This window comes from uncultured Eudoraea sp. (genome assembly GCF_947490415.1).
In the GTDB taxonomy this organism is placed as follows: domain Bacteria; phylum Bacteroidota; class Bacteroidia; order Flavobacteriales; family Flavobacteriaceae; genus Eudoraea.
Window position 1 is genome coordinate 670633 of sequence record NZ_CANLGX010000002.1, and the last position, 25265, is coordinate 695897.

The 25265-nt window shown below is 37.1% G+C and carries 23 protein-coding genes; 8 read left to right on the forward strand and 15 right to left on the reverse strand.

The features are described from left to right. Positions 1–92: 92 nt before the first annotated feature. From Q0874_RS07890 to Q0874_RS07900, 3 genes are all read right to left on the reverse strand, one after another. On the reverse strand, positions 93–548 hold the full coding sequence (locus Q0874_RS07890; protein WP_299161537.1) for a GNAT family N-acetyltransferase: 456 nt from the start codon (positions 546–548) through the stop codon (positions 93–95). Then, a complete protein-coding gene (gene purL / locus Q0874_RS07895; RefSeq protein WP_299161539.1) occupies positions 545–4222 on the reverse strand; it encodes a phosphoribosylformylglycinamidine synthase in 3678 nt (1225 codons plus the stop codon). The genes Q0874_RS07890 and purL overlap by 4 nt, the downstream gene beginning before the upstream one ends. A gap of 99 nt (positions 4223–4321) precedes the next feature. Continuing rightward, on the reverse strand, positions 4322–5533 hold the full coding sequence (locus tag Q0874_RS07900) for a methyltransferase domain-containing protein (RefSeq protein WP_299161541.1): 1212 nt from the start codon (positions 5531–5533) through the stop codon (positions 4322–4324). Positions 5534–5726: 193 nt separating this feature from the next. Here Q0874_RS07900 and Q0874_RS07905 point away from each other — a divergent pair, with 193 nt between their 5' ends. After that, positions 5727–6755 carry an oxidoreductase gene (locus Q0874_RS07905; protein WP_299161543.1) on the forward strand — a complete coding sequence of 343 codons (1029 nt, stop codon included), beginning with the start codon at positions 5727–5729 and terminating at the stop codon, positions 6753–6755. An 81-nt stretch (positions 6756–6836) separates the two neighbouring features. Here the strand turns inward: Q0874_RS07905 and Q0874_RS07910 are convergent, their stop codons facing one another. From Q0874_RS07910 to Q0874_RS07945, 8 genes are all read right to left on the reverse strand, one after another. Then, a complete protein-coding gene (locus Q0874_RS07910; protein ID WP_299161545.1) occupies positions 6837–7184 on the reverse strand; it encodes a DUF6515 family protein in 348 nt (115 codons plus the stop codon). Positions 7185–7364: 180 nt separating this feature from the next. Then, the gene (locus tag Q0874_RS07915; protein WP_299161547.1) at positions 7365–7817 is read right to left on the reverse strand and encodes a hypothetical protein; all 453 of its coding nucleotides are present in this window, start codon (positions 7815–7817) and stop codon (positions 7365–7367) included. Next, positions 7810–8313 (reverse strand): hypothetical protein, encoded by a 504-nt coding sequence (locus Q0874_RS07920; RefSeq protein ID WP_299161549.1) that lies wholly within the window; start codon positions 8311–8313, stop codon positions 7810–7812. The genes Q0874_RS07915 and Q0874_RS07920 overlap by 8 nt, the downstream gene beginning before the upstream one ends. Positions 8314–8431: 118 nt before the next feature. Further along, the gene (locus Q0874_RS07925; protein WP_299161551.1) at positions 8432–8974 is read right to left on the reverse strand and encodes an RNA polymerase sigma factor; all 543 of its coding nucleotides are present in this window, start codon (positions 8972–8974) and stop codon (positions 8432–8434) included. A 60-nt stretch (positions 8975–9034) separates the two neighbouring features. Continuing rightward, complete coding sequence (locus tag Q0874_RS07930; protein WP_299161553.1) at positions 9035–10864, reverse strand: ABC transporter ATP-binding protein; 1830 nt, start codon at positions 10862–10864, stop codon at positions 9035–9037. Next, positions 10864–12573 carry a phospho-sugar mutase gene (locus Q0874_RS07935; protein WP_299161555.1) on the reverse strand — a complete coding sequence of 570 codons (1710 nt, stop codon included), beginning with the start codon at positions 12571–12573 and terminating at the stop codon, positions 10864–10866. The genes Q0874_RS07930 and Q0874_RS07935 overlap by 1 nt, the downstream gene beginning before the upstream one ends. 49 nt (positions 12574–12622) lie before the next feature. Next, on the reverse strand, positions 12623–13579 hold the full coding sequence (locus Q0874_RS07940) for a glycosyltransferase family 2 protein (RefSeq protein WP_299161557.1): 957 nt from the start codon (positions 13577–13579) through the stop codon (positions 12623–12625). 43 nt (positions 13580–13622) lie between these two features. After that, positions 13623–14141: a DUF4199 domain-containing protein gene (locus Q0874_RS07945; protein ID WP_299161560.1), complete on the reverse strand. Its 519-nt coding sequence runs from the start codon at positions 14139–14141 to the stop codon at positions 13623–13625. 157 nt (positions 14142–14298) lie between these two features. Between Q0874_RS07945 and Q0874_RS07950 the strand changes: the two genes are divergently transcribed. The 3 genes from Q0874_RS07950 to mtaB all read left to right on the forward strand — a co-directional run bounded on the left by Q0874_RS07950 (position 14299) and on the right by mtaB (position 17336). After that, a complete protein-coding gene (locus Q0874_RS07950; RefSeq protein WP_299161562.1) occupies positions 14299–14607 on the forward strand; it encodes a type B 50S ribosomal protein L31 in 309 nt (102 codons plus the stop codon). An 83-nt stretch (positions 14608–14690) separates the two neighbouring features. Then, positions 14691–15866: a GlmU family protein gene (locus tag Q0874_RS07955; RefSeq protein WP_299161564.1), complete on the forward strand. Its 1176-nt coding sequence runs from the start codon at positions 14691–14693 to the stop codon at positions 15864–15866. Between the two features lie 141 nt (positions 15867–16007). Beyond that, complete coding sequence (gene mtaB / locus Q0874_RS07960) at positions 16008–17336, forward strand: tRNA (N(6)-L-threonylcarbamoyladenosine(37)-C(2))-methylthiotransferase MtaB (RefSeq protein ID WP_299161566.1); 1329 nt, start codon at positions 16008–16010, stop codon at positions 17334–17336. Between the two features lie 31 nt (positions 17337–17367). Here the strand turns inward: mtaB and Q0874_RS07965 are convergent, their stop codons facing one another. Next, positions 17368–17661, reverse strand: a complete 294-nt coding sequence (locus Q0874_RS07965) for a GNAT family N-acetyltransferase (RefSeq protein ID WP_299161568.1) — start codon at positions 17659–17661, stop codon at positions 17368–17370. Between the two features lie 175 nt (positions 17662–17836). Between Q0874_RS07965 and Q0874_RS07970 the strand changes: the two genes are divergently transcribed. Together Q0874_RS07970 and Q0874_RS07975 are read left to right on the forward strand one after the other, a co-directional pair. Beyond that, entirely contained in the window at positions 17837–18499 is a 663-nt protein-coding gene (locus tag Q0874_RS07970) for an alpha/beta hydrolase (protein WP_299161570.1), read from the forward strand. 45 nt (positions 18500–18544) lie between these two features. Beyond that, on the forward strand, positions 18545–19501 hold the full coding sequence (locus Q0874_RS07975; RefSeq protein ID WP_299161572.1) for a lytic transglycosylase domain-containing protein: 957 nt from the start codon (positions 18545–18547) through the stop codon (positions 19499–19501). Between the two features lie 4 nt (positions 19502–19505). On the opposite strand, the gene Q0874_RS07980 is transcribed toward Q0874_RS07975, so the two are convergent. Both Q0874_RS07980 and Q0874_RS07985 read right to left on the reverse strand, forming a co-directional pair. Further along, on the reverse strand, positions 19506–20021 hold the full coding sequence (locus Q0874_RS07980; RefSeq protein ID WP_299161574.1) for a DUF2892 domain-containing protein: 516 nt from the start codon (positions 20019–20021) through the stop codon (positions 19506–19508). A gap of 2 nt (positions 20022–20023) precedes the next feature. Then, positions 20024–20908 (reverse strand): DUF6263 family protein, encoded by an 885-nt coding sequence (locus Q0874_RS07985; protein ID WP_299161576.1) that lies wholly within the window; start codon positions 20906–20908, stop codon positions 20024–20026. A 138-nt stretch (positions 20909–21046) separates the two neighbouring features. On the opposite strand from Q0874_RS07985, the gene rpmH reads away from it, so the two are divergent. Continuing rightward, complete coding sequence (gene rpmH, locus Q0874_RS07990) at positions 21047–21205, forward strand: 50S ribosomal protein L34 (protein ID WP_297702715.1); 159 nt, start codon at positions 21047–21049, stop codon at positions 21203–21205. Between the two features lie 94 nt (positions 21206–21299). Then, positions 21300–24152: a carbamoyl-phosphate synthase large subunit gene (gene carB, locus Q0874_RS07995; protein ID WP_299161578.1), complete on the forward strand. Its 2853-nt coding sequence runs from the start codon at positions 21300–21302 to the stop codon at positions 24150–24152. Between the two features lie 41 nt (positions 24153–24193). Here carB and Q0874_RS08000 read toward each other — a convergent pair whose 3' ends face one another. Next, positions 24194–25243 (reverse strand): phosphotriesterase, encoded by a 1050-nt coding sequence (locus Q0874_RS08000; protein ID WP_299161580.1) that lies wholly within the window; start codon positions 25241–25243, stop codon positions 24194–24196. Between the last annotated feature and the right edge of the window lie 22 nt (positions 25244–25265).

Consider the following 25265-nt stretch of genomic DNA (forward strand, 5'->3'; position numbering starts at 1 on the left):
CGGAATTACTAAAAAAAGACCTTAATTTCTTATAATTTGTTAATAGAATACGATCTGATAATAAATAGGATCTTAAAAGGTCAATTCATTATTTAGTGCAAATGAAGTTTCATTCCTTCATGGGATGCAATGAACCCTAGTTTTTCATAAAATTGCACGGCCGCATTCCTTTTTTTATCCGTAGTAAGCTGCACTACATGTGCTTCTTTTTGTTTAGCGCGATCTATGGCCCATTGTATAAGCTTCTTTCCAATTCCTTTATTCCTGTAATTCTCATGCACCCTCACGGCTTCTATTTGTGCTCTTATGCCTCCCTGATAAGTTAGATATTGAATAAAGCTTAGCTGTAAAGTGCCAATTATATCTCCGGAGTCGTTTAACATGACCATCAATTCCTGATGTTGATCCGAATTAATTCTGTCAAATGCATTCAAGTACTGCTCAGGTAAAGGTGTTTTGAAGTTTTCTCTTAACCTGCCTAATTCATCGTTAGCGATGAGTTCTACGATAGCTGATAAGTCCTTTTGTTGGGCCCTGCGAATAATCAAGATACTTCGTTTTGTTTTTCTATCCATTTTCTGGCGTTGATAAACGCCTCTAACCAGGGTGATATTTTATCGTTTCTATCCTTGGGATAATATGCCCAGTTCCAAGGAAAAATAGAACGCTCAATATGTGGCATGGTCACCAAATGCCTTCCTGTTTTATCGCACATCATAGCAGTATTAAAATCACTTCCATTGGGATTAGCGGGATAGTCACTATAACCATATTTGGCAACGATATCGTAATTTTCTTCACTCAATGGAAGACTAAATTTCCCTTCACCATGGGATATCCATACTCCAAGAGTTGTTCCCGAAAGAGAAGCAAGCATTACCGAATGATTGTCTATAACCTTCACGGAGGTAAAACTACTCTCATGCTTGTGCGAATTATTAAAAGTCATTTTACCATGAACTTCATGTTCAGGATTTACTAATTCTAATTCCATAAAAAGCTGGCATCCGTTACATATTCCTACTGATAAAGTATTCGTTCTGTCAAAAAAGTTTAGAAGTGACTGCCTTGCCTTTTCATTATATTTAAAAGCACCTGCCCAGCCCTTTGCACTTCCTAAAACATCGGAATTGGAGAATCCGCCTACTGCACCTATAAACTGAATGTCTTCCAGAGTTTCCCTGCCGGCAATAAGATCGGTCATGTGGACGTCCTTGACATCAAATCCGGCAAGGTACATTGCATTGGCCATTTCACGCTCAGAATTACTTCCCTTTTCTCTTAATATTGCTGCCTTTGGCCGCTTTATATTTTCTGTACTTCTTTCAGGATGATGATTTAGAAAATTTTCAGGGAAGATAAAATTCAGAGGTTGTTTTTTATAATTTCCATACCTTGATTTAGCAAGATTATTGGAGGTTTGCCTTTCATCCAAGAGATAAGACGTTTTATACCAGATATCACGCAAACTGTTAATGTTTAAACCTATTTCAGTTTCCTGATTTTTTATGTTCAATTCCGGTTGTTGGATAACTTCCCCTATTTTCTTATAATCTATTCCTGCCTCCTGCATTTTTAATTCCACTGAATCATCTTTGGCTTGAAAAACCAATCCGGAATTTTCGGCAAAAAGTAATTTGATCGTGTCTTTTTCGGCCAGATTTGTAAGATCTAAAGATGCTCCCAGATTAATATCTGCAAAACACATTTCCAAAAGTGTGGTTATCAATCCGCCTGAAGAGACATCATGGCCAGCTACAATTAGTCCATCTTTTATCAATTCCTGAAGTGCATTAAATACATTAATGACATAATCTGATTCCTTTATTGTAGGGGCTTTATCACCAATTCTATTTAGGATTTGCGCAAAAGAAGATCCGCCTAACTCATATGTATCCTGTGAGATGTTGATATAATAAATACTTCCCGCAATACTTTGAAATACGGGTTCTATTACACTAGTAATATCGGTGCAATTTGCTGCGGCAGAAATTATTACGGTCCCCGGAGATATAACTTCTACATCCTTGTATTTTTGTTTCATGGATAATGAGTCCTTTCCGGTGGGGACATTGATCCCAAGTTCAATGGCAAAGTCCGATATAGCTTTAACTGCTTCATACAACCTGGCGTCTTCTCCTTCGTTTCTGCAGGGCCACATCCAATTAGCCGAGAGGGCAACCGATTTTAAGCCGTCTTTTAAAGGTGCCCAGACTATATTTGAAAGGGCTTCTGCAATACTGTTCCTGCTACCTGCGACCGGATCGATTAACCCGCTTATTGGGGAATGACCAATAGAAGTCGCAATACCTTCTCTGCCCTTAAAATCCAACGCCATGACACCACAATTATTCAGAGGTAATTGCAAAGGTCCGGCACACTGTTGTTTGGCAACCTTGCCACCAACACATCGGTCTACTTTATTAGTTAACCAGTCCTTACATGCAACAGCTTCCAGTTGAAGGACTTGTTCGAGGTAGTCGTGAAAAAATTCTATTTTATAATCTGTTACCTGATATTTCCTGTCGACCGTAATATCATCCATGATGGTTTTTGGAGAGCTGCCAAACATGTCGGAAAGTTCAAGGTCCATTGGCTTAGTTCCTTTTGTTTTGGATTCAAAGGTAAATCTATTGTCTCCGGTAACATCCCCTACATCATAGATCGGAGAGCGTTCCCTATCGGCAATTCTATGTAATAAACCCATATTTTCGGCACCCATTACGAGCCCCATGCGTTCCTGAGATTCATTCCCGATAATTTCCTTGGCAGAAAGTGTAGGATCTCCAATCGGGAGCATATCCAGATCAATTTTACCTCCTGTCTCTTCCACTAATTCTGATAAACAGTTTAAATGTCCGCCTGCACCGTGATCATGAATAGAAACTATGGGATTCTCTTTGCTTTCCACAAGGCCCCGTATTGCATTGGCCGCGCGTTTTTGCATTTCCGGGTTAGACCGTTGTACGGCATTTAATTCTATGGATGAACTAAATTCACCGGTATCAGCACTTGAAACGGCAGCGCCACCCATTCCTATGCGGTAATTGTCGCCCCCAAGAATAACTATTTTATCTCCTTTTTTTGGAATTCCTTTTAGGGCCTGCTCTGCTTTGCCATAACCAATTCCTCCGGCAAGCATTATAACCTTATCATATCCCAGTTTTCTGGAATGTTCTTCGTGCTCAAAGGTCAACAAAGATCCTGAAATTAAAGGTTGACCAAATTTGTTACCAAAATCAGAAGCACCATTGGAAGCTTTTATAAGAATATCCATTGGAGTTTGGTATAACCATGGTCTTTCCTCCATACCATTCTCCCATGACCTGTTTTTTTCCAGGCGTGAATATGAGGTCATATACACGGCGGTTCCTGCGATGGGTAATGAACCTTTACCTCCTGCTAATCGATCCCGTATTTCACCTCCAGAACCGGTAGCTGCCCCATTAAAAGGCTCTACCGTAGTTGGAAAGTTGTGGGTCTCGGCTTTTAGTGAAATAACAGATTCAAACTCGCTTTCCTGATAGTAGTCTGGCTTATCTGAAGTTTTTGGAGCGAATTGAACCACCTTAGGACCTTTTACAAAAGCCACATTGTCTTTATATGCGGATACAATTTCATTTGGATTTTCATTAGCTGTTTTTTTTATTAGCTTGAAAAGTGAGGCAGGCATTTCTTTGCCATCAATAACAAAAGTTCCGTTAAAAATTTTGTGCCTGCAATGTTCAGAATTCACCTGACTGAATCCAAAGACCTCAGAATCTGTTAATTTCCGACCTATTTTTTTTGATAACCCTTTAAGATATTCTACTTCATCCGGGCTCAGTGCCAAGCCCTCTTCTTTATTATATTTGGTAATATCATCAATTTCCAAAATGGGGTGAGGTGCCACCTCAATACTATAAATCTCCTGATTTAACCCTTGGTACTTTTGCGAGAGCATTGGATCAAAATCTATAAATTTTTCATCCACCGGTGTAAACTCTTCAATTCTAAGAATTCCAGAAACACCCATATTCTGTGTTATTTCGGTAGCATTAGTACTCCATGGGGTAATCATGGCAGCCCTGGGTCCAACAAAAAAGGCGTCTATAGACGCCACATTTATTCTGGATTGATTTCCAAATAACCAACTAAGTTTCTCAATGTCTGTTTCTGTAAGTTCTTGTTTAGTTTGTACTGCAAAAACTTTAGTGCTGAGGTCTCCAAAGAAATGAATCATGGAACTTATTAAAAATTAGGATTACGAAAGCACAAATTTACATTATTAATATGGGTTTTTTTAAGAGAAAAGTTAACAGTTTTCAAATGCAATTGTTCATTACTTCCTAATCATTCTAGCCATATAGAAACCGTCAAATCCGCTTTCTGAGGCATAAATGTTCACTTCTTTTTCCATAGAGAATAGTTTTCCTTCATCTGAATCTAAGAATTGTTTCACCTGCTCCGTATTCTCCTGAGGCAGAATAGAACAAGTAACATATATAAGTTTACCACCTTCTTTTACCATTTTGCTGTAATTTTTCAGTATTTCCTGCTGTACTTTCATAATCTTGGTCAGAAATTCAGGCTGTAATTTCCACTTGGCATCCGGGTTGCGTCTTAGTACGCCCAGGCCCGTGCAGGGGGCATCAATAAGCACTCTATCTGCACTTGCATATAATTTTTTGTATACCTTGCTGCTGCTTATTACCCTGGTTTCGATATTATGGGCCCCGTCTCTTTTCGCTCTTCTTTTAAGTTCTTTTAATTTATTCTCATATATATCAAGTGCAATAAGTTGTCCTTTGTTTTTCATAAGAGCGGCTAAATGCAAAGTTTTACCGCCGGCTCCGGCGCAGGTATCAATTACCCGTAATCCTGGTTCAACCTGTGTAAAATATCCAACCTGTTGTGATGAGGCGTCCTGAACTTCAAAAAAGCCGTCAGTGAATGCCTTCGTTTTAAAAACATTCGTACGCTCTTTTAATTTCAAGGCATCAGGATGACCCTCAATAGTTTCGGTCTCAATACCCTCTTCTAACAGAAGGTTTTTTAAGTTACTTTTAGTGGTTTTAAGCGTATTCGTCCTGAGAATTACCTGTGCCTGCTTGTTTAATGCTGCAATTTCCCTGGTCCATAAGTCTTCTCCCAATGAATCTGCACCCAACTCATCTATCCAGTCCGGAATAGATTCTCTGTATTTTCTTATTTTGGAAAGCTCATCGAATTTTCCTTTAATTCGTCTGGTCGGGGTCATTTCTATTTGTTTCCAGTCTGGCAATTGAATGCCCCTGAGTACTGCCCAAACGGCAAATAACCGAAATAAGTTAGGTCTGGAATAGGGAGCACCAACTTCAGCAATTTCTGAATAAAGTCGTTTCCAGCGGACTATATCATAGGTGGTTTCAGCAATAAAACCTCTGTCCCTGGAGCCCCATCGTTTGTCGTGCTTCAAAGTTTTTTCCACTACCTTATCGGCATATTCTCCTTCGTTAAATATATGGTTGAGTGCATCTACCACTGCAAACACCAAATTTCTATGTAACCGCATCTGCAAAATTTAGGAGGCAAAGGTATTGCTTTTAATTTTTAACCAATCAATTACACCTCAGCAACTAAACACAGTTTTTTGTTTTTTTTAAATCTGTAAATGCCGTCTCTATTTTTTAGATAGTGACATATAACGGCAGAATAATCGTTTTTTGCTATCGGCCCAAAATCCGGTTTTATTCCTACATTTACATATGCGCTATATTATCTTATTCATCACATTGTTTGTAATTCATTCCTGCAAGAAGCCTGTTAACAGGCCTTATTTTACAAAGGTTAAGGTTGAAGTACTTTATGAGGATTCATTAAGTATAAGAGCAATTGAATTAATGGGAGGTAGTTTAGGTTTTGCCGCTAATGAGGGTATTTTTGGTACAATTGATCTGCAGACCAAAACAGTTAGGACCAATAGACAAAAATTCGATAGCATTTTCCCCGAATTTAGGGCAATAGCGCATACTTCTACCGATTTTTTTATGCTCTCCGTAGCAAATCCTGCCTTGTTATATAAAACTGGCGATAAAGGTAGCATGGAATTGGTTTACACAGAAGAAGGGGAGAACGTTTTTTATGATTCTATGGCTTTTTGGAATGATAAGGAGGGTATCGCTATAGGGGATAATGTTGGAGGTTGTCTGTCTATTATTATAACCCGAGACGGTGGATATAGCTGGACCAAACTCTCTTGCGCCCAATTGCCTGAGGCGCTTGATGGGGAAGGAGCTTTTGCGGCCAGTAATACGAATATTGTTGTTCAGGGAAATAAAGGCTGGATAGGAACAACTAAAGGACGTGTGTTTTATACTGATGACAAGGGATTATCATGGAGCGCTGTACAAACCCCGATCCTTAGAGATAAACCTACTCAAGGTATTTATTCGATTGATTTTTACGATAGCTTACTGGGAATTGCGATTGGAGGAGATTATACAGAGCCTGATAAACGAAAAGCCAATAAGGCGATCAGCCATGATGGAGGTAAAAGTTGGCAGCTACTTGCCAATAATCAAGAACCCGGCTATAAGAGTTGTATCCGATTTGTTCCTGATTCTGAAGGTAATGAGATTGTGGCCATAGGATTTACGGGAATATCATATTCCCATGATATGGGGATGAATTGGAAGGCTATTTCAAACGAAGGGTTCTACACCATACGATTCCAGAATGATTCGGTGGCCTATGCTGCAGGAAAAAATCGCATTGCCAGACTTACTTTCAAATAAATAGGGAAGCTTAAGAACTTCCCTATTTAATCACCAACAACTTAACCACTTGACGTGGTAACCAAATCAAAACCATCCTAACTATACATTCACTACGATATAGTTACGACCCTTTTTCTTATAAAAAACTCCATTGTACGTATAATACTCCTTACCACTATATACAACTACCTTATTTCCAACCGGAAGTTTTCTCACCTTAATTCCAACAGGAGCCGCACACACAACATATTTTCTCCCCCTTGCTTTGTACCAGATACCTTTGGAAAAATGAAAATTTACTCTTTTGTGAACCACAAGTCGTGGTTGGTATAATGTTGTAACAACCGTACCATGTTTAGGATATACTTTTATGTTGCGCTGAGCAGTAATAGTTGAAGTTGTACCAACTAATAAAATAATGATTACTAATAGTTTTAAACTTTTCATAACTTCTTTTTTATTGATTATTTAACTAAGACTATAAATTAAAGTAAAGGTTTAATTAAAGCTTAAATTTTATTGATATTAAAGTAGTTGAATATTATAATTAAAGAGTTTAATTCCTGATTTAACCAACAAAAAAGGAAACCAAAAGGTTTCCTAAATTATCCTATATGATCCTATAATTTATCCACCTCCTTGACGCCTTTGCTGAATTTGTCGCAACAGACGTTTCCTAAAATCTTCTTCGGCCTTAATTAAAAGAAAGGTTTTCTTAGGAGAAATAACGTCACGAATATTTGACAAGAATACTATATTAAGCTCTTGTTTCTCCCGTTCAAGCTCAATAAACTGATCTAAGAGTTTACTGGCCTCATTCTCGCTTAAGTTCTCAAAATCGGCCATTTTACTTCTTATTTCGACGCGTTCCTTTCTGCGAATTTGAGATAGTGCTTCCTCATGCTCATTGTAAACAGGCCAAAACATTGTAGCCTCTTTACTTGTAAGACCTACCTGTTCTGTTATAAATGCAACCTTCAGGGATTTAATTTTGTCCATTCCGGGCCTGCCTTGCCCCGATACTATAGCAACTGTTAAAAATAGCACAGTAAACACCCATATTTTGCCGAAATTATTCATCGATCTCTAAATTTAATTCATCAATATTATCCTCAAGGTAATCTATGATGTTTTCATCATCCAGTTCAATATTCAGAATATCATTTACTTCCATTTCTTCCGTTAGTAATACCTCCGCAAGTTCGTAACTGCTCAATCCCAGGTCATTTTCTTCGAGGTAAATTTCAATATCTGTTCTGGCTAGATCATCAAAGGTAAAACTACTTTTATCCTTCCATTGCATACTTAGTACTAATAACACAATTGCCGCTACTGAGGCTGCCGCATAAAAGTATTTCTTATAGGCTTGAAGACGTATTACTTTTATTTCCTTTTCAGTTACCTTCTCTAGAACTTTTTTATTTAGAGAATCAAAATAACCTTCAGGAACTTTAAATCCATCCTTATTAGGAAGACTTGAAGCCTCTTTTGACATTTTGTTCAAAAGATCATCCGTAAAGCCTTCAAAGTAACCCTCCGGGGTCTTAAATCCACTATTTTTTCTTTTTTTGCCCATCCTTATGGTTTGACTCTCAATGTCCTAAAAGGTTTAATATTCACAGGTTTTATATCATTTTACTTATATATTCTCCATGTACTTTAAACCTAAATATATTAAATAAGCATTACTTCAATTATTCTTCCTTTAAACTTGCTTCAATTTTTTTTACAGCTAAATGATAGGAAGCTTTCAGACCGCCTACTGAGGTTTCTAATATCTCCGATATTTCCTCGTACTTTAGTTCTTCAAAATACTTCATATTAAAAACCAATTTCTGTTTTTCCGGTAATAAAGCAATTGCCTTTTGTAACTTTAATTGTATTTCATCACCTTCAAAGTATACATCTGCCTGTAAATTATTAGCCAATCTTTCCTGTAGCTCGTCATTGCTGACCCCTAATTTTTTGGACTTTACTTTAAGGAATGAAAGTGCCTCATTAGTAGCAATTCTGTACATCCAGGAATATAACTTACTATCTCCTTTAAAGTTATTAATATTTCTAAAGACTTTAATAAATGTATTCTGCAATACATCATCCGTGTCGTCATGATCTATCACAATTCTACGAATATGCCAGTACAAGCGTTCTTTGTAAGTATTAATGAGTACCTCAAAGGCTTTGGCCTGGGTATCTTTCTGCTTTAAATTTTCTATTAAGGTTTCTTCGGCGATCAAAGCAAATACTTATTTATTTAAGACTGCATTGAATTTAAAAGGTTTAATTACATTTTAAATTTATATTACGCCCAGTGTTTGCATATCTACCAAGTTTTTATACATACCACTTGATTTTAGCAGTTCTTTATGAGACCCTTGTTCTACAATCTTTCCTTTCTGTAAAACAACAATGGTATCCGCATTTTGTATGGTGGATAATCTGTGAGCTATAACAATAGACGTACGGTTACGCATCATTTTTTCGAGTGCATCTTGCACTAGGCGTTCGCTTTCTGTATCTAGTGCAGAGGTGGCCTCATCCATAATCATAACCGGAGGGTTCTTTAAAACGGCTCTTGCAATAGAAAGACGTTGTTTCTGCCCACCACTTAGCTTATTACCGCTATCCCCAATATTTGTGTCATAGCCGTGAGGCAATTCCATTATAAACTCATGAGCGTTCGCAATCTTCGCGGCAGCCGTAATTTCTTCAATACTGGCATTCTCCTTTCCCAGACCTATATTATTCTTTACAGAATCATTAAAGAGAATTGAGTCTTGTGTAACCAGCCCTATAAGATTTCTTAGCGATTTTTTAGTGAGGTCCTTAATATTCGTATTATCAATTTTTATTGCGCCTTCATTGATATCATAAAATCTGGTAACCAGGTTAGCAATTGTACTTTTACCACTACCGGACTGTCCCACCAAAGCTACAGTATTACCCTTTGGGACATAAAGATTGAAATTATCCAAAACGTATTCATCCTCGTATCTGAAAGCAATGTTTTCCAGTGTTATCCCGGTATTAAAATCGGTTTTGACAATAGCATCTTTCTTTTCAGCGATTGGGTTTTTTGTTTCCAGAATTTCTAAAACTCGTTCGGCTGCGGAATTGCCCTTTTTAACTCCATATAATGCTTTGCTAATTTGTTTAGCCGGAGTAAGTATGTTGTAGGCCAATCCCATATATGCTATAAATTCGGATGCGCCCAGAGTTTTATCTATAAGCACCATTTTTCCTCCAAACCATAGCAGCACACCAATTACAAGTATGCCCAAAAATTCTCCGGTAGGGGATGCGAGATTTTGCCTGTTAAGTAATTTGTTGGAAAATTTAAAAAAACGTTCTGTAGAATTTTTAAACGTTCCATAAAATTTAGATTCTGCGTTAAATGCTTTAATAACCCTTAGTCCTCCCAAAGTTTCTTCAACTATAGAAAGGAATTCGCCCTGTTCTTTTTGCACCCTGTCTGAATTCTTTTTAAGGGATTTTCCTATTCTGGAAATTATCATTCCTGCAATTGGAATAAAAATAAATACAAAGAGGGTGAGCTTTACGCTTATTAAAAACATAATGCTTATTGTAAAAAGTATGGTGAGTGGTTCTCTGATAATCAACTCTAGGATGGAAAGAAATGAGTATTGAATTTCAAGAACATCGGATGAAATTCTCGCTATAACATCACCTTTTCTTTTCTCAGAATAATAGGCGAGGGGAAGGTCCACAATTTTTTGATACATCTTGTTTCTGACATCTTTAAGGACTCCATTCCTTAAAAATGTAATAAAATACATGGCCAAATAATTAAATAAATTCTTAAGAAGAAAGAGTATCAGTACCAATCCAATGACCAATACCAAACCGCTCATTTCATCATCACCTGAATAATCAGTGACTTTATAATTTACATACTCCTGGAGATAGTCTTTTAAGTTTACAGAACTGTTATAAACAGGTGCCTGATACACTTTTTTGGTTTTGTCGAAAAGCACATCCAGCATGGGAATAAGGGCGGCAAACGAAAGTGCACTAAAAAGTGCATAAAGAATATTAAAAAAAATATTTAAGAATCCGTACCTGCGATACGGGATGGCAAAACGCAGGATTTTTTTAAAATATTCCATTAATGAAGCTTCAGTTCTGTAAGAATCCTTTCAATGCGTGCATCCAATTCCTTATCTACTTTTTTAAAGTTTTCTGCAGAATCGAGTCTGGTATTTATGCTAAAGTAAAATTTAATTTTTGGTTCTGTACCACTGGGCCTGGCTGCCATTCTGGTTCCATCTTCTGCGGTATAGATTAAAACGTTAGATTTTGGGATATCTATTTGTTTAACCTCACCGGTTAACAGGTTTTTAGAAGTAGACATGTTATAGTCATCAACAATAACCACATTTGCGCCTCCAATAGATTTTACCGGATTCTCTTTAAAGTCAATCATCATTTGGCTTATCTCTTCTGCACCGCTCATTCCTTTTTTGGTTATTGATATCAACTTTTCTTTATAGAAACCATAATTGACATAACAATCAATAAGCTGTTTATAAAAAGAGCTGCCATTAGCTTTAGCGTCCGAAGCTATTTCACAGGCCAGTAAGGTAGCTGTAACCGCGTCCTTATCTCTTACGAAATCACCAACCATATAGCCAAAGCTCTCTTCACCGCCTCCTATAAAATACTGTTCGGGAAAATCTTTGATCATCTTCGCAATCCATTTAAATCCGGTCAAGGATGTTTTGCATTCCACCCCATAGCTTTTGGCCATTTCATCCATCATAGGGGTTGATACTATGGTTGTGGCTATAAACTCATTTCCGGTAAATCCTTGTTTTGCTCTCTGGTCCAATAAAAATTTAGTCATCAGGAGCATGGTTTGATTTCCATTCAACAATTCCATTTTCCCCTCAAGATTTCGGACTGCTATGCCTAATCTATCGCTATCCGGATCCGTTCCAACAACCATATCGGCCCCTATTTCTTCGGCCTTTTTCATCGCCAGGGTAAGTGCCTCAGGCTCTTCCGGATTCGGGGATTTCACTGTGGGAAAATCGCCATCTGGTACAGCCTGTTCTTTTATAATAGTCACATTATTGTAGCCGGCTCGCTTAAGAACTTCTGGGATAACTGTAATTGAAGTTCCATGCAGAGATGTAAAGACAATTTTAAAATTGTCCTTCTCTTTTGTGCCAAAGCTTCCATTTTCCACAGATGCCTGTATAAAAGCTTCATCAACTTCGCTATCTATTAATTCAATCAGGCTCGAATTGGCATTAAAATTAATTTCTTCGTAGTTCAGCCGATTAATTTCTTCAATGATTTCATTATCCTGAGGAGGGACGATTTGTCCGCCATCTGTCCAATAAACTTTATATCCGTTATATTCGGGAGGATTATGTGATGCTGTCAAAACTATTCCGGCATTGCAGCCTAAATATCTAACCGCAAAGGAAAGTTCCGGGGTTGTCCGCAATTCGGAGAAAAGAAATACTTTTATTCCGTTCGCTGAAAAAACGTCGGCCACTGTCTTTGCCAGAGTATCACTGTTATGTCTGCAGTCATAGGCAATCACTACTTTTAAATCTTCACCAGGACAAACTCTTTTCAGATAGTTGCTCAGTCCCTGAGTACTTTTGCCTAAAGTATATTTATTTATTCTATTGGTACCAACTCCCATGATACCCCTCATACCTCCGGTACCAAATTCCATGTTTTTATAAAATCTATCCTTCAGTTCTTCCGGATCATTGGCCATAAGATTCTGAATTTCTTTTTTGACCGAGGGATCAAAAAAGTCGGTTTGCCATGCTTTGGCATTGGAAAGAATGTCGTCCATTTGTATGGAATTTTCGATTGAAAATTTAAAATTACAAAGAATATCTGTTTTAAGGCCTTGAAAGATTTAATTCTTCAGAAATCATATAGCGTTGCACATTTACCCTTGATCTAACCATTATTTCTCCGAGAAACCCAGCAAGAAAAAATTGTGTTCCAATGATCATTGATGTAAGTGAAACGTAAAATTGTGGCCGTTCAGATAACAATCGCCCGAAAGGATTAATAAAAAGTTTGTCAATTCCAAGATAAAGGGCAAAACCAAAACCTATAAAAAACATCAGAACACCTAATGCACCGAATAAATGCATTGGGCGTTTACCGAACTTGGAAACAAACCAGATAGTAATTAAATCTAATAATCCGTTTATGAAACGTTCCGCCCCGAACTTTGTCTTACCGTATTTACGAGCCTGATGTTTTACAACTTTTTCACCTATATGGGAATAGCCTGCATTTTTAGCCAGAACAGGTATATATCGATGCATTTCTCCAGAGACTTCAATATTTTTAACAACATCATTTCTGAAAGCTTTCAGCCCACAATTAAAATCATGTAATTTTACATTGGATGTAATTCTTGCAGCCCAATTAAAAAGTTTTGAAGGAATGTTCTTGGAGAACAGGGAATCATATCTTATTTTCTTCCAGCCCGAAACCAGATCAAACCCTTCCTTTGTAATTAGGTTATAAAGTTGTGGTATTTCCTCCGGATTATCCTGTAAATCTGCATCCATGGTGATAATTACATCACCTTGCGCCACTTTGAACCCTGCATGAAGTGCCTGAGATTTTCCGAAATTCCTCTGAAAGCGTATGCCCTTTACGTTTTCATTCTTTTTTACTAACTTTTCGATAACCTTCCATGAATTATCTGTACTGCCGTCGTCAATAAAGAGGATCTCGTATAAAAAATGATTGGATTGCATAACACCGGCAATCCAATCATGGAGTTCTTCTAAAGACTCTTCTTCGTTAAGTAAAGGAATAACTATGGATAGATTCATTGAGTTCTAAGGAAATTCCTGCCAAAAGTACAATTTTTAATAATTAATAATCCGGTTTTGCTTTTTTCAGAATTAAACCTCCTATAAGTCCGATAATTAAACCAGCCATGATATTAAATATTAAAATGAAAGGATAAGTAATCCAGAAATAATTAATTGTACCTTCATATTGCTGTTGTATTTGTGCATCTGTCATCTGACCAGCCGCTTCGCTAGCTGCTTTTGTGGTTTCTGCAATTTTTACTGCAAACTCTGTGTCCAGTACATTAGATAAAAACAAGGTATATATAACTGTTATAATTCCGGCAACCAAAGCTATTCCAGCTCCTAGTTTTAAGGCCTCGCTTAAGGTTAAAAATCCTCCATTGGCCTTTCTAAAGTTAAAAATACCCCAAATAATGACGCCAACCATAATTAAGATACTTATCACTGTATTACTGGGGTCCTGTGAATAATGGGCATCCATGCTATATAACATAATACCAAATATTACTCCGATTGCTCCTAGGATTAATCCGTAATTCAATGAAAACTTTCCGGTTTTAGGTTGATTTTCTTCCATTTTTATATGAATTTGATGTTTTAGATAGTTAGTTGTTTTTGTTACATTTAAAGATACAATTTTTAAGTTTTCTTTTTTGGGAAATTAAAATTGTTGTTTCTCAGAAAATTAATTAAATTTGCACGCTTAAAATTCAGAAGTTTAAAAAGATTATAAAATGAGAAAAGGTATACATCCGGATAATTACAGATTGGTAGCATTCAAGGATATGTCTAATGAAGATGTGTTTATAACCAAATCTACAGCAGCTACAAAAGAGACTTTGGAAGTTGACGGTGTCGAATACCCGTTGGTTAAATTGGAAATCTCAAGAACCTCTCATCCTTTCTATACTGGTAAGGCTAAATTAGTAGATACTGCTGGTAGAATAGATAAATTTAAGAGCAAATATAAAAAGTTCGAAAAGGAGGCAAAACCTTCCGCTCCAGAGGCTAAGGACACGAAGTCAGGTGCTGAGGAAAATTAGACCTTTTATAATTCCTTATAAAGATGCGCCTCCGATTATTATCGGGGGCGTTATTTTTTTATTTTTATTTAAAATTTAAATAGATGAATTATATTCTCTTTGATGGTGAAGTCAGGAATTCGTTATTACCTTTTACTTTTACCAGGCCCGTTGCCGATATTAGAATAGGCATTCTTACAATTAGAGAAAAATGGGAGAAGCTACTTTCGGCAACGACCAGCACAAAGACAGAACAATATCTTTCTAAAAAATATCCGTTAGTTAATGGCCCCGCTAATGTTTTAATTAACGCTTCTTTCTGTCCAACAGAAGAAATTGTCTCTATTATACTTAAGTTAAAAAAGAACGAAGCCGTTTTTAAAGAAGATCTTGTAATTGCTTATTTCGCAGAAGATGCCGAACAAAAGGTTAATTTATCTGATTTTAAAAAAATAAATTTTGAAGGAAATTTACTTAGTGTTGTAAACACCTGGGATATTTTTTCTAAAAATGGGATTGCTTTACAGCAGGACTTTGATATGATTACTAAGGGAAGGAAAAGCGCTCCAATATCTTCTACCAATCATTTAATCAATGCCGAGCATATTTTTCTTGAGGAAGGCGCCATTGTGGAATACAGTATTTTGAATGCCAGTAACGGACCGATATACTTAGGAAAGGACTCCGAAATAATGGAAGGAAACCTGATTCGTGGGGCATTTGCTTTATGTGAAAAGGCCGTTGTAAAAATGGGAGCTAAGATTTATGGACCTACGACAATTGGCCCATATGGTAAAGTATGTGGAGAAATTAATAATTCGGTGATTTTTGGATATTCGAGTAAAGGTCATGATGGTTATTTGGGGAACTCTGTTTTAGGGGAGTGGTGTAATATTGGAGCGGATTCCAATAATTCCAATTTGAAAAATAATTATGCTAAAGTGCGTTTGTGGAATTACGCCACAGAGCGATTTGAGCATACAGGGCTTCAATTTTGCGGCCTTATGATGGGTGATCACAGCAAGACAGCAATTAATACCATGTTTAATACGGGAACCGTAATTGGAGTGAACGCAAATATCTACGTACCTGGTTTTCCAAGAAATTTTATACCCAGCTTTAGTTGGGGTGGCGCTTCCGGGTTTACTACATATCTGCCGAAGAAAGCTTTTGAAGCTGCAGAAGTAATGATGGCAAGAAGAGGAGTTGTTTTTGATGAACAAGAGGCGGCTATCCTTAACCATGTATTTGAATTAACCAAGAAGTTCCGGAACTACTAAACGAAAAATACCAACAATAATCAAGGAGACCCGTTCAAAGCTTTGACAAAGGGTTTAAGTATTTCCCAAACTGCTATAGCTTAGATGGTTTGCCTTAAATTTTGATATCTTTACGGTCTTTAATTTTGTATAACAGCAGTAATGAAGAAGAGAGTGGCATTTTATACGCTGGGTTGTAAGCTAAACTTTTCTGAAACTTCGACCATTGCAAGGAGTTTTGAGAATAAAGGATACGATCGTGTAGATTTCACGGATCGCGCAGATATGTATGTCATAAATACCTGTTCGGTAACAGAGAATGCGGATAAACGCTTTAAAACGCTTGTAAGACAAGCACAAAAAACAAATCCCGAAGCTTTTGTTGCAGCCATTGGTTGTTATGCACAATTAAAACCGCAAGACCTTGCCGATATTCATGGTGTGGATCTGGTTTTAGGTGCTTCAGAAAAGTTTAAGATATTGGACTATATCAATGATCTTTCTAAGAATGACTTTGGTGTAGTACATTCCTGTGAAATTGATGAGGTGGATTTCTATGTTGGCAGTTATGCGGTTGGCGATAGAACCCGTGCTTTTTTAAAGGTTCAGGATGGCTGCGATTATAAATGTACCTATTGCACTATCCCCCTGGCAAGGGGTATTTCAAGAAGCGACACTCTTGTAAATGTATTGAAAAATGCAAAGGAGATATCAGAACAAGGCATAAAGGAGATTGTACTTACTGGTGTAAATATTGGGGATTATGGTAAAGGAGAATTCGGTAATAAAAAGCACGAGCATACTTTTTTTGACCTTGTAAAAGCTTTGGATAGCGTTGAAGGTGTTCACAGATTTCGAATATCTTCTATAGAACCTAACCTGTTGAAAAATGAAACTATCGATTTTGTAGCGGGTAGTAACACTTTCGTGCCGCATTTTCACATCCCTTTGCAGAGTGGGAGCGATGAACTTCTTAAACAAATGAAAAGGCGTTATCTCACGGATCTCTATGTGGATAGGATTAAGAGAATCAGAAAAGTGATGCCTCATGCGTGCATTGGAGTAGATGTTATAGTGGGATTTCCAGGTGAAACGGATAAACACTTTTTGGAAACGTATAATTTTTTAAATGAGTTGGATATCTCCTACCTGCATGTTTTTACCTATTCAGAACGAGATGGTACTCCAGCAGCAAGTATGTCCCAGGTAGTGCCAAAAAATGTCAGGAGTAAGCGAAGTAAAATGTTACGGGGCCTGTCCGTTAAAAAAAGAAGGTCATTTTATGAGAGCCAACTAGGAAAGAATAGAGCTGTATTGTTTGAAAGTGAAAATAAGGAAGGCTATATCCATGGGTTCACAGATAACTACGTAAAAGTAAAAACGCCATGGAATCCTGAATTAGTAAATACATTACACAAAGTAACCCTTTCTGAAATATATGAAGACGGATTGGTGCAGATAAATTTTGTGCAGAATGAAGTCTGGGCATAAAAAAACCTCCGGAAAGGAGGTTCGTAAATTTTTAAATCCGGATGCCTACCGGGAGCATTTCCTTATATTGTCTGTTCTTTCGTAAAAAACCTGCAATTTGAGGACTTGTAGGAACCACTCTGAGCTTTTGTTCCTGTATGAGATTCAAAACCGCTTTAATAAATTCTTCTTTAAACCCTTCTTGAGATATTTCATCAGGAATAACCAATTTGGTTAGAAAAACTTTTCTTTCCTGCGAAGAGTATTCAATCTTGGCAAGATGACCATCAACATTAGTTTCAAATTGACGTAAGAAACTATTATCCTTAATTGCTACTTCATTCATATAGTATGATTTAAAATGGTTTCAGATGAAAAATTTACGATCTTGCGTTAATCGTAATTGTATATATTGCCAGCTAATGTTTAATTCTCCAACTGGCAGCGGTAATTTAACAAACAGCGTACAAAATTAAGAAAAAAATTGCTATTTTCCTAGTAAAATCGATAGTTTAGATTTAATGAGCAACACGATAATTCCAGTTTATTTCATGCCCGGCATGGCTGCGAGCTCTGCTATTTTTAAAAACATTGAATTACCAAAAGACAGATTTGAAATACATTTATTAGAATGGTTTATTCCGGAATACGGAATTACTTTTGAAGCCTATGCAACGGCAATGTGCAGGCAAATCAGGCATAAAAGACCGGTGCTTGTAGGTGTGTCATTGGGAGGACTGCTTGTACAGGAAATGGCAAAGCTATTGGATGTAAAAAAAGTAATTATCATTTCGAGCATTAAACAAAAATCAGAATTACCTAAACGCCTGCTATTTGCGAAATACACCAAAATACATAAATTACTGCCAACCGGTTTAGTAAATAATGTTGAACTTTTAATTAAATACGCTTTTGGTGAGATGGTTACCAAACGTCTCAAATTATATGAAGAATACCTGTCTGTGCGTGATAAATACTATATAGATTGGTGTATAGACAAACTGGTTCATTGGGACCAAAGTAGTTGCGATCCAAATTTAATTCATATCCATGGAGATAGTGATGCGGTTTTTCCTATTCAATATATCAAAAATTGTCATGTCGTTGAGAAGGGCACCCATACCATGATCATTCATAGATATAAATGGTTTAATGAACGATTGCCCACAATTATTTTGGAATAACGGAGTTGTATTTTATACCTTTGATAGGTCACTAAATAATATATTATGAGGATAATTAAGAATATGCTGATGATTTTAGGGGTTGTTTTTGTAATAAGCACCTTAATCTTTGCGGTGCAACAAGGGGATAATTTTGGCACTGAATATCAGGGGAAAGACATACAATTAAAAGACAAAAATGTCTCGAGTGAATATCGAATTTCAGCCATTGAAATTCCAGCTGATTTAAATTTTGCCAACGAAAAAGTACCTCAGGAAGATCCAGAAATAATGGAGCGTGTAGACAGGGAATTTTTGGTAAATACTTATTGGCAATCAAATGCCCTTCTGCTAATGAAACGCGCTCATAAATATTTTCCTGTAATTGAGCCTATACTTTCTAAAAATGGTATTCCTGATGATTTCAAATATTTAGCAGTAGCTGAGAGTGGCCTGCAAAATGTGGTATCACATGCCGGAGCTACAGGGTTTTGGCAAATAATGAAGGGGACTGGACGTGAATATGGCCTGGAAATAAATGACAATGTTGATGAGCGATATCATCTGGAGAAGTCTACGGAGGTGGCATGTAAATATTTGCAGAAATACAAAGAAAAATATGGTAGCTGGACCCTTGCTGCGGCTGCTTATAATGCCGGTCCAGGCTCTATAAATAAATATATGGGTATTCAGAAGGCTAATGATTATTATGATTTACTATTAGGAGAAGAAACAGGGCGCTATGTTTTTCGGATACTTGCTATAAAGGAAATACTCAGTAATCCGGAAAAATACGGATTTGACATTGAAAATGATGACCTTTATAATGCAGTACCAACATTTAATGTGGTGGTAGAAGAACCGGTACAAAATTTTGCGGATTTCGCTCAGCAGTATGAAATCAACTACAAAATTCTTAAACGGCATAACCCCTGGTTAAGGGAACCGCATCTTAATAATGCTTCCGGTAAAACCTACACTTTAGAAATTCCCAATAAGGGGTATTATAAAGTATCAAAATAAGCCTTTAGATCTTCTTCATTTGCTGCTGCATCATTTTTATCTGATCAGTAAGCATGTTGTTCTTATCAAGTTTTTTGGCTTCCTGAAGGAGTGTTGTGGCCTCTCTTTTTCTCCTTTTCTGCATAGCTATTCCAGCCAGGCTAAGTTTGGCCATGGCAACGTCATAGTCCATGTTTAAGCCCAATTTTAGAGCTTTCCTAAAATATTTTTCAGCTTGGGTAAGATTCTTTTGTGAAAAGATAATACCGAACAGGTAATTGTAATAACCTTGCTGTTTTGTAGTAAGAGACGATTCAGGATTCTTTATTTTTTGTAACCATTTTTCTGTTCCAGGCATATCCTGCTTACGCATCCTAAGGAAGGCCAGAAGAATAAATTCATTCCTGAAATAAAGAAATACAAAAATTGAAGAAAGCAAAATCAGAAAAATACCGTTTCCAATATTGCCCTCTATGAATTGGTATACAGCATATGCAATAATAAGCGCAGCAATTACCAGTTTAATATTCTTGTTGAACATATTTAGTTTTCTATTAATTCGTAAATAATTGTAGATTCTATAATTGTTGGGATTTCCTGATCACCCATCTGAGTCATAGTTGTATATCCTTCAGCTAAAGCATGGACCGTCATTTTTTTGACAAAACCAGTCGTGATATCGGCTATTACAGATGAGTTCTGGGTACCATTCAGTTTCATTGTTGAAGAAGGCTCAACAACATCCATTAACACCAGGGCCTTCCCCTCTATATTTACACCAGCCTCGGAAATCGCATTCAGGGTCCAGGTGTTTTGTGCATGTAGTTTACCTGCATATTCATTTTTCCAGCTATCACCTATCTCAATTGGTGAGACAGGGTATAGGAAAGTTAATTGTTTATAACTATTAGATAGTGCTTCTGAACCAAATTCTTTTTCCAGAGATTTTTTCATCATGTTCAACGAAAAATCATCTTCTAAACCAGATACCTTAGCCATTATTGATACCAGGCTATCACCACCATTTACTTCTAAAATATCACCTGTTCTGGCTAAAATGATTTGTATAGGAACATCTAATAGACTATTAAAGATTTTAGATTGCGCATCATTTTCTTCAAAATCTTTAGCCTTTACGTTCATCAATTCTCCTTGAATACTCGATGTCATTTTTAAGTTCAGGTCTTTAAACATGACGTCTATATCATAGGTATTGTTATCATCACCCTTAACTCTAAATTCCAATATCCCATGAAGAGTGTTGGTGATTTCATGGGTAGCTCCGTCTATTTCCTGAGTAATTATCTGATTTGCATCCTGCTTAATTGTAAAAACATCACCCAGGGATAGGTTATACTGCATCGTGGCTTGCCCAAATACTGCGGTATTAATGAGCAGATAAATCAGTAAATATGATAATTTTTTCAACTTTTAATGCAAGAATTTTTAAGTTCCCGCAAAAGTACTAAAACTATCCGAAATATTTTTTTAATTCCATTTGCCAAAGCAAAAACTCTTCGTATATTTGCGCGCAGATTTTGGGATTCCAAAGTAAAAAAAGCGGTAATGAAAAGAACATATCAACCATCCAAGCGTAAGAGAAGAAATAAACATGGTTTTAGGGAGCGCATGGCGTCAGTAAGCGGACGTAAAGTTCTTTCGCGAAGAAGAGCTAAAGGAAGAAAAAAACTTAGTGTATCTTCAGAGCCGAGACATAAAAAATAATGATTGAATTTTTTAAAATAATTGGGTGTTACTTTTTAAAAGTAGCACCTTTTTTTTTATCTAATAAATAATAAAAAAGCTAAAAAATAAAGAAATGCCAAAACGTAAAGATTTAAAATCAATACTAATAATAGGATCCGGACCAATAATAATAGGACAGGCATGTGAATTTGATTATGCTGGTTCACAGGCTCTGCGTTCATTAAAAGAGGACGGTATTGAAACTGTCTTGATAAACAGTAATCCTGCTACTATTATGACAGATCCTTCTATGGCAGATCATATTTATCTTCTCCCGCTTACCACCAAGTCAATTGTTCATATATTAAAACAACATCCAAATATTGATGCGGTCTTGCCAACTATGGGTGGACAAACTGCCCTGAATTTGTGCATTGAGGCTGGAGAAAGAGGTATTTGGGATGACTTTGGAATTGAAATTATTGGTGTTGATATAGATGCCATAAATATAACGGAAGATCGTGAGAAATTCCGCGAGTTAATGCTTAAAATAGGTGTTGGAATGGCACCCCAATCTACTGCTACGTCTTTTCTTGAGGGAAAAGAGATTGCCCAGGAATTTGGTTTTCCCCTGGTAATTAGGGCGTCATATACCCTTGGCGGTGCCGGGGCTTCAATTGTATATAAACCGGAGGATTTTGATGAACTTTTAAGTCGCGGGCTTGAAATATCACCTATTCATGAGGTGATGATAGACAAGGCGCTCATGGGATGGAAAGAGTATGAACTTGAATTACTCCGCGATAATAATGATAATGTAGTCATAATTTGTACCATTGAAAATATGGACCCAATGGGTATCCATACAGGAGACTCTATTACAGTGGCACCCGCCATGACCTTATCTGACAGCACTTTTCAAAGGATGCGCGATATGGCAATACACATGATGAGAAGTATTGGAGATTTTTCCGGAGGATGTAACGTCCAGTTTGCCGTTAGCCCTGATGAAAAAGAAGATATTATAGCCATTGAAATCAACCCAAGGGTATCCAGATCCTCTGCCCTGGCTTCAAAAGCTACAGGATATCCTATTGCCAAGATTGCGGCAAAATTAGCTATCGGCTACTCTTTAGATGAACTGGAAAATCAGATAACCAAATCTACCTCGGCATTATTTGAGCCAACGCTTGATTATGTAATCGTTAAAATACCACGTTGGAATTTTGATAAGTTTGAAGGGTCAGACAGAACGCTGGGTCTTCAGATGAAATCGGTTGGAGAAGTTATGGGAATAGGACGTTCTTTTCAGGAAGCCCTGCACAAAGCTACGCAGTCTCTAGAGATTAAGCGAAATGGCCTGGGAGCAGATGGGAAAGGATATAAAAATTATGATCAGATTATAAGTAAACTTACAATTCCCAGCTGGGACAGGGTTTTTGTAATTTATGATGCCATACAATTGGGGATTCCTCTAAGCAGAATACACGAAATCACAAAAATTGATATGTGGTTCTTAAAACAATATGAAGAATTGCATCTGCTGGAAAAGGAAATATCTAAATATACCATTGCAAGCCTGCCCAAGGAATTGCTGCTCGAAGGTAAGCAGAAAGGTTTTGCAGATAGACAAATAGCACATATGCTCGACTGCTATGAGAGTGAAGTGCATAAGAAAAGAATAGCACTAAATATTAACCGTGTCTACAAATTGGTAGATACCTGTGCGGCTGAATTTAAGGCTATGACCCCTTATTATTACTCCACTTTTGAAGAGGAAATTGAAACAACTGAAGGGAAGAGGTTCGTGGCGAATGACAGCATCGTAACAGATCGAAAAAAAATTGTTGTTCTTGGTTCAGGACCCAATAGAATAGGGCAGGGGATTGAATTTGATTATTGCTGTGTGCATGGTGTACTTGCAGCCGCTGAATGTGGTTATGAAACAATAATGATTAATTGTAACCCGGAAACCGTATCTACAGACTTTGATACTGCAGATAAATTATATTTTGAACCGGTGTTTTGGGAACATATCTATGACATTATTAGACATGAAAAACCCGAGGGTGTAATTGTTCAATTAGGAGGACAAACCGCTCTTAAATTAGCCGAAAAATTAGATAAATACGGGATAAAAATAATAGGGACCAGTTTTGAGTCTTTAGACCTTGCCGAAGACAGAGGGAGCTTTTCTAAATTATTACAGGCAAATGATATTCCTTATCCTGAATTTGGTGTTGCGGAAAGTGCTGAAGAAGCCCTGGAATTAGCAGATGTACTTGATTTTCCGCTATTGGTAAGACCTTCCTATGTTCTGGGTGGTCAGGGAATGAAAATTGTAATCAATAAGGAAGAATTGGAAGAACACGTAGTAGATCTTCTAAGAAAAATACCGAACAATAAGCTTTTACTGGATCATTATCTGGATGGAGCCATAGAAGCCGAGGCCGATGCCATATGTGATGGAAAGGATGTCTATATAATTGGTATTATGGAGCATATTGAACCATGCGGGATACATTCCGGGGATTCTAATGCTACCCTACCACCGTTTAATCTGGGTGAATTTGTAATGCAGCAAATTAAGGATCACACCAAAAAAATTGCTCTGGCTTTGAATACAGTTGGTTTAATAAATATTCAGTTCGCTATAAAAGATGACATGGTTTATATCATTGAGGCCAATCCAAGAGCATCCAGAACAGTTCCCTTTATAGCCAAGGCTTATGGAGAACCCTATGTGAATTATGCGACAAAGGTGATGCTGGGGGAAAATAAGGTTAGTGATTTTACCTTTAATCCCAAGCTGGAGGGTTTTGCAATAAAACAACCTGTTTTTTCATTTAACAAATTTCCGAATGTAAATAAAAACCTTGGGCCTGAAATGAAAAGTACAGGCGAAAGTATCCTGTTCATAGATAATTTGAAAGATGATGAGTTCTACGAATTGTATTCTAAGCGCAAGATGTATTTGAGCAAATAAGAGGAAAGAACTGTATACTCAAATCAGAATGAATTTGATATTTATGGATTTTCTTGCTTTGTGCCCATGCCCCTTTTATGAATGGCATACGCCTTAGAAGGGTTGACTGAAATTAGAAGATTAATTTCATCTTCCGTAAACCCTTTGGACCTTAGTAATGGGAGCAGCGTTTTGAAGATGGGCGTATACGGTTGAATTTTTTGCGATTTTTTCTGGGGATCATACCATCCGGCATCGTGTGATATCAGAATTTGATCTAAAAAACCATTTCTTTTCGCATATAGCAGTTTTTCAATATGTTTGTCCATCTCCCAACCTAAACCATCAAGGCTTATCCAACACCCTGTTTTAGCTGCTTTTTGATAGTTTAATTCTTGTTCTTCAGCTTGTGCATGTACCCAAATAAATGCTTTTGGCGACACCCCTTGTCCAGAAAGAATCTCCAATTGTGGCCATAGCGCAATTGCCTTTCCTGTATGTGAGGCTATGGTCAAACCACTTTTTAAGTGACATAAGGCTGCGGCTTTAACTAACTTTGCATGCATGGGACTCAGGGAATCCGCATTATCTACGCTTATTTTTATAAAGCCAGGTTTTATGGTGGTGCCATCAATTCCTTCTTCAAATTCCTTCAGCCATTGCCGGGCTAATTCTTCAGCAGTATTTTTCCAGGCATTGTCCGGGATAAATTTGTTATTCTGAGCCCCATAAAGCCCGGTGTTCGTAATAATTTTTATGCCAGTCTTGTCTGCAAGTTCTTTTAATAGGTACACATCCCTGCCCAGGTATTGCGGGGTGGCATCAACAAAATATTTCACATTGAATTTCTGAAGTTCTAGAAGAAACGGTAGCACCTGATTAATTACATCTACCTTATTCCAGGAACTGGAACTAATACTATCTGCCCCAATAAAATCCACCAAAATGTGCTCATGTGATAACCAAATTTCCCCGGATTTTACCTTATGCATGCCCGTAATTTCCTGAATGTACACGGGCTTGGTTTGAGCTATTCCGCCCCAAACCATTAGGAGGAATATGTAAAAACTGCAGGCTTTCAGTGTTATACGATTAATTTTGGAGCTCAACATGGACTAAATTTTCATGGCTTGT